Consider the following 9,766-nt stretch of genomic DNA (forward strand, 5'->3'; position numbering starts at 1 on the left):
CGGATCCGCCTGCTTTCCGGATCCGGGTCTGACCATTCTACGGCGTTCCGCCGCGCGTCGACGGGAATGGCCGCGATTGAGACTTGTCTCATCGTGCGCCGGGCTTCCTGCCGCTAATCTTTGTTCCGGTGCGCATCCGTGCGCGTTCATAACCGGATCGCTCTCTTGCTGCTGTTTCCCGACCTGCCGGGCGGAGCGATCGCGCTTTCCTCTGGAGAGTCTTGCGATGCGATCATTGCCGTGGTTTGTCTGTGCCGCCGTGCTCGCCGTAGTGGCCGGTGCCGCATGCCGTTGGCGCAAGCCGGACATGCCGCGAACCGCGTTGCCGTCAGCGGCGAAGCGCCGGCCTGGCTCGCAAGGCTGCGCCTGTAGTCAGGCGCTCGAGGGCAAGCCAGCGCCAGCCACCGGCGAGCGCACGCGCAGTTTGCTGGTGGGCCTTTTGCACGATGCGCGGTTGACCCTTAACGTCAGCACCCTTGCCACCGGCGTGGATCCGCGCACGCAGGCGGGCTTGCTGGCTACCGACTGGCATATCCATACCGCAGGCGAGGCACGGGGCACGCTGGCGTGGCTGCTCGAGGAAGGGCATCGCGCGCTGTATCCGCAGGTTTGCCGGATCTTGTTCTCGGTGCCGCGCGCGGCGCGCGAGCGGGAGATCGTGCTGCTCGATGATCGCTTCGATCCGGTGCGCCTGGCCCGCTGCATCGACAATCTCGAGCGCGCCATGCCGGACCTGCGCGCGAGCCGCCTGCTTGGCTCGCGGGTCGACCTGGCGCGCGGCGTGCTGGCCTGGGACATGAGCCGGGCGATTCATGTCGCGCGGGCCGCCTACGACTGCGGCATGCAAACCGAAGCGCAGGCCTGGGCCGTGATCGAGCAGGCCGCGTCGCAGGTCTTCGCGCAGATGGCGTCCTGGCAGGAGGTTGCGGTGAGCTACCTGCTGGGCCGCGCGATGTGGGCCGGGCCTGGCGCCGGGCTGCAGCGGCAGCTAACGTTTGTCCGGCATTGCCTCGAGGATTCGGATGGCCCCTTGCGCGACGTGCGCTATCGCGCTGCGCGCCATGGTATGTAGGCGCGTGCCGTCTTGCGGGGCTGAGGCCGGCGGCATAGGCTGGTTCAGGAGGGCGCAGGGCGCCAGGCGCTATGCTTCATGCTCGCGGCAAGAATCAGGGAGGATCCAATGAGCAATGCGGACTGGCGGGTGGAGGCGTATCGGGGCATGGACGTCTATGTGCTTGTATCGAAGCCGGGAGGCAACGGCATCCCGGCGTTGGGCAAGGTTGCCCAGTGGGGGTACGAGGTGCGCGTTTGCCAGGAGGGTGCGGATCCGTCCGATGCCGGCGACATCGAGCGCTTGTCAGGCGACGGCGCGCAGTTTGCTACCCGGCACGCTGCCGAAGTCGCGGCCTTTGCTGCTGCCTATCAGCTTGTGGACAAGCTCGTGGGGCCGGTGACGGACTAGTGGGCGTGTCGCCTTTGCTTGCGGGAAAGGCGGAAGTGCGCCGTAGTGCATGCCGGCGAAGGCGCCGCTTTGCGGGTTATAGCGTCCTTCGAGACCAAGCTCGAAGCGCTGGATCAGGTGAACCGTTACCTGAAAGACATGCTGGAGCCGGAAGACGGTGAGGCGCGCGCAGGCCGGTGCGCTTGACGGCGGGCCAAAAGCAGGGCTCAAGGCAGGGTCCTGTGGCGGCTCCTTTCACGATGGCGTCACAAAGCGATTGCAATGCGCGGCAGGATCCACCATAATCCGGCCTCTCGGACGCGGGGTGGAGCAGTTGGCAGCTCGTCGGGCTCATAACCCGAAGGTCGCAGGTTCAAGTCCTGCCCCCGCAACCAAAGACCCTTTCCGGTCTTCCGAGACCTAGCCTCCGGGCCGTTCTGGCCAAGTTCTGCAAATTTCCAAAGATTCGAAACCCGTGCATTGCCCGGGACAAGTTCGCATTGCGTGCGCCCTGGCTCGTGCTGTTCAGCGTCGCCCGCGGCCGCCTCCACCTCCGCTGCGTCCGCCTCGCGCTCCCCCCGTGCCTCCCCAGCCGCCCCCATGGTAGTAGCCGTGCGCCATGCCGGCATGGTGGGGATAGCCGCCGTAATATCGCGGCCCGCCCGCGTGGTAGCCGGGGCCGCGATAGTAGCCATAGGCGCGATAGCCACGATAACCGTGATAGCTGCCGTAACCGTAGTAGAAGGCGGGACTGTAGAACCCGCCGTAGTAGGGCAGTGCGTAGTCGTACCCGTACCCGTAGCCGTAAGTGCCAGGAGGATAGACTACGCTGCCGTCGTAGAACCCATAGGTATCGTAGGGGTTGTAGGGGGTGTAGCTGTCGTAGGGGTCGTAGTAAGGAAAGCCGGCGCACGCGCCCACGCACAGCACGGTCACTGCTAACAACAAGCGGAGCAAGGCGCGGTGCATGGAGTTTCTGGTTCACCAACGGATCGCGCCCGGCGGGTGCCGGGCGATAGCAATTTGAGATTGTGATCCGCCGGGAGGCTCACTGTCACGCTGGCTCGCGCACGCACAGCGCTCGCCAGAGATTCAGGCCGGCGCCCGGGCCAGTTCGGCCGCGCGCGAAAACGTGTCGCGCACCTGAGGCTGGCCTTCGCGCTCGGCTGCCTCGGACCGCGCCGTCAAGCGCTCGATCAGTACGCTCAGGTTATTACCCTCCGGGGCAGTCTTGCTCGCGCCGCACTGATCGACGGCCTCGCGCACTACCTGTCCGAGTTCCTCGTTCACATCCGCGCCGTCGAAGGCGCTGATCGACAGGGCGGAAATCTGCTCGAGGTAGAGGTTGACCAACGCTTCGTCGTGTACCGGTTCGGGCATTTCCGTCTCCTTGGCAAAATGGGCTGGGTGCAATCCATTGTAGTAGGCCGCATGTCCGACGCATGTCGGCACGCGGCCTACAGGGCGGCTCCCTCGCGCAGGGCTTGCGTCAGGTCAAGGCACGTGGATGTTGATAATGATTCTTATTTGTAAGAGCGCGGGCTTTCTCTTACAATCGGCGCTCGCCTGGGGCACGGCAAGGTGCTCCTGGCCAACTGTCTTGCCGAGGTAATCGAAATCATGATGCTGCAGATCCCCGATGTGCTGACAAAGGCGCAGGTAGCCCAATGCCGCGCCTGGATGGACGCGGCGGAATGGACCGACGGCAACGCCACTTCCGGTCACCAGTCGGCCCTGGCCAAGCGCAACCTGCAACTGCCCGAAGGCTCGCCCGTGGCGCGCCAGGTGGGCGACCTGATCCAGGACGCGCTGGGCGCCAATCCGCTCTTTATCTCGGCCGCGCTGCCGCTCAAGGTCTATCCACCCTTGTTCAACCGCTATGAGGGCGGGCATGCGTTCGATAACCATATCGATAACGCGATCCGCCACCTGCGCGGCACCAACTTCCGCGTGCGCAGCGACCTCTCTGCAACGCTGTTCCTGACGGAGCCGGAAGACTACGATGGCGGCGAGCTGGTGGTGGAGGATACCTACGGGCAGCAACGCGTGAAGCTGCCAGCGGGGCACATGGTGCTGTACCCGGCCACCAGCCTGCACCATGTCAGCCCGGTTACGCGCGGCGCGCGCGTGTCGTCATTTTTCTGGATTCAAAGCATGGTGCGCGACGAGGGCCAGCGTTCGGTACTGTTCGAGCTCGATACGCAGATCCAGCGGGTCGGCCAGGCCCTGGGACACAAGGACGCGGCCGTGGTGGGGCTGACCGGCGTGTATCACAACCTGCTGCGACGCTGGGCCGACGCGTGAGCGGCGACGTGGGGAATGAGGAAGACGGGGGGGAGGGGGCGAAGCGGGGAAGGGGATGTTGAGGCGGGATGCCGAGGCTTGATACTCGCGAATCGCCGGCATCGGCCAGCCATTCGCGATTCACTGTGCAACGAGGCTAACGGCGATCCCGATGCTGCGGCGGTAACGGGACCATGGCTACGCGTCGTCGCGCGGGCTTGAGCGCACGCTGCATCGGCCAGAATACGTATTGGGTATGCGGGTCCATCGGCTTGCCGAAGTAGGACACCCACACCTGCACGCCCTGTTCGGTTTCTGCGACGATGGCAGCCACTGCGCGGGCTGCGACTGCGGGAGATTTGAGCAAGGTGGCCAGTGCTTCGACACCTTGGACCACGTGGTGCTTGACACCACCGAACCATGCATATTGACGCATGGCAGATAACAAACGCTCGGTCATGAACTCTAGTGTTTGGTTGGTAGTAATGATCAGACTGGAGCTTACACGCTTTGTTCAGTGCCGATCGATGGGACCTGTCTATCGCTTACCCTGAGTCATCGGATGTCCCAACCGCGGGCGGCCGGCCTTCTTGTCTGTTGTCATTGCGTCATTGCGCTAGTGCCGATCGGCCAGCGCATTGACAACGCAAGGGCCGAGGATTAGCGTCATCAACAGGAACATCCGACCCTTGAAGCCTTCCTGGGAGCTTGCCGATGACCGAAGACATGCTGCTGCAACTGATGGTGGAAGTCGAGAAGGAAGACCCGATCGACTATGCCGATCTGCCCTTCGACGACGCCACGCTGCGCGCGTTGGTGTGCCGTCTGGTGGCGCAGCGCTCCAGCGCCATGGAGACGGCCGGCATGCCGGTGGACGCGTTGCTGGCTACCATGTGGGCCTCCACCGCCAAGCTGGTGCTGGAGAATATGGTGCTTAACGCGCGCCTGCTGACGCTGCAGGGTTTGCCGGATGACGCCAACGCGCTGATCGACCGCATCGCCCGGCAATCCCGCGGCACGCCCTGAGCCGAGTCCGCCCGCAGGCGGCTCCGGCCGCTTGTGCCGCCGATCCGAAGTGATGGATCGACATGTGGTGCATCGTTATCATCCAGCAGGGCGCCTCCCATTTCGATACACTACGGGTTTTCGCCCCCGACACCGTCGCGTTGCCCGCGTAAGCGACTGCGCGCGGTACTGCTGATATGGAGGATTTCGGGTGATCAAGTGGATAATCGTCGCGGCGTACCTGGGAGCGATCCTGTACGTGCATTTCCGCGGCAAGGTGAGGCTGCGCATCTGGCGCCAGTTGCTCGACCATTCGGCCCTGGTGGCCCCGGTCAACTGCTTCATGTATGTATTCTCCGGCGTGCCGCGCACGCCCTACATCCCCGTCGAGCGCTTTCCCGAACTCGAGAAAATCCGCGCCGCCTGGCCGGAGATTCGCGATGAAGGCCTGGCCCTGGCTGCCATGCGCAAGATCAAGGCCGCCGACAAGAACGACGATGCCGGTTTCAACTCGTTCTTCAAGTACGGCTGGAAGCGTTTCTACCTGAAATGGTACGAAGCCCGCCATCCCTCGGCCGAGGTCCTGTGCCCGCGCACGGTGGAGCTGCTCCGTGGCTTGCCGAGCGTGAAGGCGGCGATGTTCGCCGAGCTGCCGCCCGGTGGCAAGCTGAACCCGCACCGCGATCCGTTCGCGGGTTCGCTGCGTTATCACCTGGGCCTGGCCACGCCTAACGACGACCGCTGCTTTATCGAGGTCGACGGCGAGCGCCATAGCTGGCGCGATGGCGAGGGCGTGGTGTTCGACGAGACCTACCTGCACTGGGCGGAGAACAAGAGCGACAGCAACCGCCTGATCCTGTTCTGCGACATCGAGCGTCCGATGCGCTTCGGCTGGGCCGGCAAGATCAACCGCTGGCTGGGCCGCAAGGTCATGACCGCGGCGAGCTCGCCCAATGAAGAGTCCGACCAGACCGGCATGATCAACCGCCTGTTCCGCATTGTCTGGCTCGGCGGCCAGTATCGCCGGCGTTTCAAGGCGTGGAGCCGGCCGGCTTACTACGTGGTCAAGTTTGGCCTGATCGCCGCTGGCGTGGCGCTGATCGTGTACCTCTAACGCTGTAACGTGCAAAATGAAAGGGCCGGCTGATGCCGGCCCTTTCATTTGCACATCGGCGATTGGCTATCGACGCCGCCGCTCCAGCTCGTCGTCGAGCGCCTCGCAATGGGCGCGCTTGGCCTGGTACATGCGGGTGTCGGCCAGCTTGACGGCATCGCTCAGGCGCTCACCTGCGCTGCAGCTTGCCGTGCCGATCGACAGGCTGAGCGCGGTGCCCGGATAGAACTGGTTGTTGAGCTCCACCACCTGGTGGATCTGCTCGACCACCGTGGCCACGCCGCGCTCGTCGCGCGCCGGCAGCAGCACCATGAATTCGTCGCCCCCGACCCGCGCCACGCAGACCTGATCGCCCACGGCCTTCTTCAGCGCCTCGCCGGTACGGCGCAGGAGCGCATCGCCGTCGCCGTGGCCGAGCTGATCGTTGACCTGCTTCAGGCCATTCAGGTCGACCGCGATCACGCTGACCGGCCACGGGCCCTTGCGTCCCAGCCGCGCGAGCTCGTCTTCGTAGTAGGCGCGGTTGTAGAGCTTGGTCAGCACGTCGTGCTTGCCCAGGAACTCGACATAGGCCTCGGCCTTCTTGCGCGCGGTGATGTCGGTCAGCGACACCAGCACCTGGTCCCATTCCGCCTCGCAGCCGGGGAACACCGACCACTGCATGAACACGTCCACGGCCCGGCCATCCAGCGCATAGTTGATGACTTCGCGCTGCTGCCAGAGCTTCTCGTTCCAGAGGTCAATCAACTGCTCGGCGAACTGGATGCGCATATTGTCGCGGAACACATCGCCCAGGCGCGAGAGCAGCTCTGCCTTGGTTGACGCGCTGAACATCAGCAGGGTTTGCTGGTTGACGTCGAGCACGCGGATTTCCTGCATGCAGCGCGAAATGAAATCCGGATGCACGTTGAGGAAGGTGCGGAAGTCCGTGATGCCCGCACCGCGGACTTCATCCAGCAGTACCTTGACCGCGCTGAAATCCTCGACCCACAGCGAGACCGGCGAATGCTCGAACAGGCCCAGCGCGTATTGCTCGCTGCGGCGCAGCCCGCGCTCGGTGGCCACGCGCGCGGTAATGTCCTCGATCGACAGCAGCACGCGTTCCCAGCTTGCCTCAAAGCCGGGCATGACGGTGGCATCCAGGCGGATGTCCAGCCGCTTGCCTTCCAGCGTGTAGTTGACGGTCTGGCTGGAAAAGCGCAAGCCGCCGTCCCACAGCTGGCCGAGTTCCTCGACGTGCTGGTCGAACATATCGTCGCGAAAGACGGTGTCGAGGTTATTGACGAGATCGGCGAGGTCGGCGGCGCGAAAGAGGTCCAGCGTGCGCTGGTTCACGTCCAGCACGCGGATCCGTGCCGAGCAACGCGCGACTTGTTCCGGATTGGCGCGCAGGTGGCTGCGCAGGTCGGTCACGCCCTGCGCGCGCAGGGCCTGGAAGTGTTCGCGCACGGCGCTGAAGTCTTCCAGCCACAACGAGACTGGCGCCAGCTGGAACAAGGCCTTGTATTCGTTATCGATCCGCTGCGTGTCGGTCGTTGCCATCAATGCGTCTTTTCCCAATCCCTATCCCCATCCCAATCCTGTTCGGCGCGGGCCAGGGCTGGCACGCGTGTGGCGCGGCTGGCTTTGTGCCGCCTCGGATTTGCCGGGGCCGCCGCCATGCTCGCTACGAGCGATAGCATAGGGCAGCAGGGGAGGGAATGGATAGCGTGTGGCGTAAAAACCCACACACGGCGCCCGCCGGCGCGTCAGCCCCGGCGGGAGAGCTCGGCGATGCGCGCGGGGGCGTAACGGTGCTGCGCGTTTTCCTGCTCGGCGATCAATTGCAGCGTGGCCGCCTGCAACAGCGAGCCGGCGGTCAGGTGCAAGGCCAGGGTGCGTAGTTCATCGAGCTTGCCGCTGGCAGCGGAGTTGGCATGAGTCATCTCAGTCAAGGTCTGGACAGGAACCCGGCCGATGGTATCGGTAAGCCGGGTGAGCCTGCTTTGTCCCTGGTCATGCTCCGTGCGTGCGGCATTGTCTTTGGTGTCCTGGCCAGCTCTGGCATCGGTGCGCGCCACGCGATGCGCCGGGTCGGCGCGGCGGGCGGTGCATAGGCGCAGGGCGGAGCCCACGGTCTCGATGGCGAGCGGGAGGGAGGGGTGCGGCATCTTGTTCTCCTTGGAGCGCGGCCTGCCGGTTTCGGCAATGTTCGCAAGGATGCCGGCCCGGTCCGCCGCCGCCTAGCGCGCTGCGATGAACGGCGCGATGCTAGGAGCGAATGGTGGCGCGAGGCGACGGATGTGGCGCGCCAGGCCCGTCGCCAGCCATCCAGCATCGGCCGCTATGGCTTGTCCGCCAGGCGCGCCACCACCGCAGCGAGCTTGCGCAACGCCCGCTCGATCTCCGGCGTGAACGGCGTGCCGCAATTGAGCCGCAGGAAATGGTCGAAGCGGTTGGAGTTGGAGAACATCACCCCGGGCACGACCCGGATGCCGGCCGCCATGGCCTGGTCGAACACGGCCTCGGACGGGACCGAGCCCGGCAGCTCGACCCACAGGTGCAGGCCGCCGTTCGGGTTGGAGGCGCGCGTGCCCGCTGGAAACTCGGCGGCAATCGCTTGCACCACCTGCGCGCGCTGGCTGCGCAATTGCTCGCGCAGGCGCCGCAGGTGCCGCTCGAATGCGCCGGAACCCATGAACTCGGCCGCCGCCATCTGCGCCAGCAACTCATTGGGCCGCGACTGGCTGTACTTGAGCATTTCCACGCGCGCCTGCCACTTGCCCGCGGCGATCCAGCCCAGCCGCATGCCGGGCGCCAGGATCTTGTGCAGCGAGGCGCAATGGATCACGCCGCCGCTGCGGTCCCAGGCCTTGAGGGCGGCCAGCGGCGCGTCGCTGTCCGCCAGCGCGCAGAAGCAGTCGTCCTCGATCAGCGCGATGGCGCGTGCCTCGCACCAGGCCACCAGTTGCGCCTTGTTGGCGTCCGGCATGATGCTGCCCAGCGGATTCTGCAGGTTCGGCACCACCACCACGGCGCGGATGTTGTCGTAGGTCTGCGCCGCCAGCTCCAGCGCTTCGAGCGAGATGCCGGTCTGCGGGCTGCTGGGAATCTCCAGCGCGCGCATGCCCAGGCTTTCGAGGATTTGCAGCAGGCCGTAATAGGTGGGCGACTCCACGGCAATCACGTCACCGGGCTGCGCCACCGCGCGCAGCGCGAGGTTGAGCGCCTCGGTGCAGCCGTGGGTCACCAGGATATCTTCCGGCGCTACCGTGATGCGCGAGAGCAGCGCGTTGCGCGCCAGCACGGCGCGAAAGGCCGGATGGCCGCCGGCGTCGGCCGCGCTGCCGAACAGTTGCGGGTGAAGGCGCAGCGCGCGCGCCGCCGCATTGCGCAGGCCTTCCGCCGGGTACAGCGCGGGCGCGCCGCAGGCGCCGGCAAAGTTCACCGCGACCGGTTGCTGGCGTCCGCGCGCGGTGATGGCGGAAATGCGCTCATGGATGCCCACGTATTGCGCGGGGTCCGGCAGCGCGGCGACCGGCTCCTCGATCGGCGCCAGCGGCTTGTGCCGGCGGTGCCGCACGAAGTAGCCCGAGCGCGGCCTGGCCTCGAGCAGGCCATCGCTTTCCATCTGCCGGCAGGCCTGCAGCGCGGTGGACAGGCTCACGCCGTGCAGCTCCATGAGCGTGCGCACGGAGGGCACGCGGTCCCCCGGCTTCAGGACGCCGGTTTCAATGGCGTGCAGGTAGTGCTGGGCAAGCTGGCGGTAGAGCGGGACGGATTCCATGCGGCATGGTGACGCGGCGGCGGCCGGCGCAACAGATACAGATAGGGGGCTTCTGTATCGTAACAGATGGTCTGTCATGCCTCTGTTACGGTTCACAAGCCATTGGCGTGTGCCTGTTTTGGCCCGGCCCGCATCGGTAGTCTGGAACCCTGTCAAA

Annotated in this window: 11 protein-coding genes and 1 tRNA gene; 6 read left to right on the forward strand and 6 right to left on the reverse strand. The window is 65.5% G+C overall.

Annotation, left to right across the window (positions count from 1 at the left end; genetic code table 11):
* Window positions 1–226: 226 nt before the first annotated feature.
* The 3 genes from ACGLHR_RS11520 to ACGLHR_RS11530 all read left to right on the forward strand — a co-directional run bounded on the left by ACGLHR_RS11520 (window position 227) and on the right by ACGLHR_RS11530 (window position 1,836).
* Window positions 227–1,072, forward strand: coding sequence for a DUF1266 domain-containing protein (locus tag ACGLHR_RS11520; RefSeq protein WP_400093903.1), 846 nt, complete (start codon window positions 227–229; stop codon window positions 1,070–1,072).
* Between the two features lie 108 nt (window positions 1,073–1,180).
* The gene (locus tag ACGLHR_RS11525) at window positions 1,181–1,462 is read left to right on the forward strand and encodes a hypothetical protein (RefSeq protein WP_318234808.1); all 282 of its coding nucleotides are present in this window, start codon (window positions 1,181–1,183) and stop codon (window positions 1,460–1,462) included.
* Window positions 1,463–1,760: 298 nt separating this feature from the next.
* Window positions 1,761–1,836: transfer RNA gene (locus ACGLHR_RS11530), tRNA-Met, on the forward strand.
* A gap of 130 nt (window positions 1,837–1,966) precedes the next feature.
* Here the strand turns inward: ACGLHR_RS11530 and ACGLHR_RS11535 are convergent.
* Both ACGLHR_RS11535 and ACGLHR_RS11540 read right to left on the reverse strand, forming a co-directional pair.
* Window positions 1,967–2,410 (reverse strand): hypothetical protein, encoded by a 444-nt coding sequence (locus ACGLHR_RS11535; protein WP_400093905.1) that lies wholly within the window; start codon window positions 2,408–2,410, stop codon window positions 1,967–1,969.
* 123 nt (window positions 2,411–2,533) lie between these two features.
* Complete coding sequence (locus tag ACGLHR_RS11540; protein ID WP_318234807.1) at window positions 2,534–2,821, reverse strand: hypothetical protein; 288 nt, start codon at window positions 2,819–2,821, stop codon at window positions 2,534–2,536.
* Window positions 2,822–3,061: 240 nt separating this feature from the next.
* Here ACGLHR_RS11540 and ACGLHR_RS11545 point away from each other — a divergent pair, with 240 nt between their 5' ends.
* Window positions 3,062–3,745: a Fe2+-dependent dioxygenase gene (locus ACGLHR_RS11545; protein WP_267605928.1), complete on the forward strand. Its 684-nt coding sequence runs from the start codon at window positions 3,062–3,064 to the stop codon at window positions 3,743–3,745.
* Window positions 3,746–3,881: 136 nt separating this feature from the next.
* Here ACGLHR_RS11545 and ACGLHR_RS11550 read toward each other — a convergent pair whose 3' ends face one another.
* Window positions 3,882–4,184 carry a hypothetical protein gene (locus ACGLHR_RS11550; RefSeq protein ID WP_267605929.1) on the reverse strand — a complete coding sequence of 101 codons (303 nt, stop codon included), beginning with the start codon at window positions 4,182–4,184 and terminating at the stop codon, window positions 3,882–3,884.
* Between the two features lie 254 nt (window positions 4,185–4,438).
* Here ACGLHR_RS11550 and ACGLHR_RS11555 point away from each other — a divergent pair, with 254 nt between their 5' ends.
* Together ACGLHR_RS11555 and lpxO are read left to right on the forward strand one after the other, a co-directional pair.
* On the forward strand, window positions 4,439–4,750 hold the full coding sequence (locus ACGLHR_RS11555) for a hypothetical protein (protein ID WP_267605930.1): 312 nt from the start codon (window positions 4,439–4,441) through the stop codon (window positions 4,748–4,750).
* A gap of 190 nt (window positions 4,751–4,940) precedes the next feature.
* Complete coding sequence (gene lpxO, locus ACGLHR_RS11560; protein WP_267605931.1) at window positions 4,941–5,843, forward strand: lipid A hydroxylase LpxO; 903 nt, start codon at window positions 4,941–4,943, stop codon at window positions 5,841–5,843.
* 66 nt (window positions 5,844–5,909) lie between these two features.
* Here the strand turns inward: lpxO and ACGLHR_RS11565 are convergent, their stop codons facing one another.
* The 3 genes from ACGLHR_RS11565 to ACGLHR_RS11575 form a co-directional block, all read right to left on the reverse strand.
* A complete protein-coding gene (locus ACGLHR_RS11565) occupies window positions 5,910–7,385 on the reverse strand; it encodes a diguanylate cyclase domain-containing protein (RefSeq protein WP_400093907.1) in 1,476 nt (491 codons plus the stop codon).
* A gap of 206 nt (window positions 7,386–7,591) precedes the next feature.
* Window positions 7,592–7,993, reverse strand: a complete 402-nt coding sequence (locus ACGLHR_RS11570) for a hypothetical protein (RefSeq protein ID WP_400093909.1) — start codon at window positions 7,991–7,993, stop codon at window positions 7,592–7,594.
* 173 nt (window positions 7,994–8,166) lie between these two features.
* Window positions 8,167–9,609, reverse strand: coding sequence for a PLP-dependent aminotransferase family protein (locus ACGLHR_RS11575; RefSeq protein WP_400093911.1), 1,443 nt, complete (start codon window positions 9,607–9,609; stop codon window positions 8,167–8,169).
* Window positions 9,610–9,766: the final 157 nt, after the last annotated feature.

Origin of the sequence: Cupriavidus sp. CuC1 (assembly GCF_044627735.1) — a bacterium.
GTDB lineage: Bacteria > Pseudomonadota > Gammaproteobacteria > Burkholderiales > Burkholderiaceae > Cupriavidus > Cupriavidus ulmosensis.

Bases quoted from the DNA above. Each gene is read 5' to 3' on its own strand.
- ACGLHR_RS11550 (WP_267605929.1), bottom strand. From the start codon at position 4,184: ATGACCGAGCGTTTGTTATCTGCCATGCGTCAATATGCATGGTTCGGT.
- ACGLHR_RS11525 (WP_318234808.1), top strand. From the start codon at position 1,181: ATGAGCAATGCGGACTGGCGGGTGGAGGCGTATCGGGGCATGGACGTC.
- ACGLHR_RS11565 (WP_400093907.1), bottom strand. From the start codon at position 7,385: ATGGCAACGACCGACACGCAGCGGATCGATAACGAATACAAGGCCTTG.
- ACGLHR_RS11575 (WP_400093911.1), bottom strand. From the start codon at position 9,609: ATGGAATCCGTCCCGCTCTACCGCCAGCTTGCCCAGCACTACCTGCAC.
- ACGLHR_RS11545 (WP_267605928.1), top strand. From the start codon at position 3,062: ATGATGCTGCAGATCCCCGATGTGCTGACAAAGGCGCAGGTAGCCCAA.
- ACGLHR_RS11535 (WP_400093905.1), bottom strand. From the start codon at position 2,410: ATGCACCGCGCCTTGCTCCGCTTGTTGTTAGCAGTGACCGTGCTGTGC.
- ACGLHR_RS11520 (WP_400093903.1), top strand. From the start codon at position 227: ATGCGATCATTGCCGTGGTTTGTCTGTGCCGCCGTGCTCGCCGTAGTG.
- ACGLHR_RS11555 (WP_267605930.1), top strand. From the start codon at position 4,439: ATGACCGAAGACATGCTGCTGCAACTGATGGTGGAAGTCGAGAAGGAA.
- ACGLHR_RS11540 (WP_318234807.1), bottom strand. From the start codon at position 2,821: ATGCCCGAACCGGTACACGACGAAGCGTTGGTCAACCTCTACCTCGAG.
- ACGLHR_RS11570 (WP_400093909.1), bottom strand. From the start codon at position 7,993: ATGCCGCACCCCTCCCTCCCGCTCGCCATCGAGACCGTGGGCTCCGCC.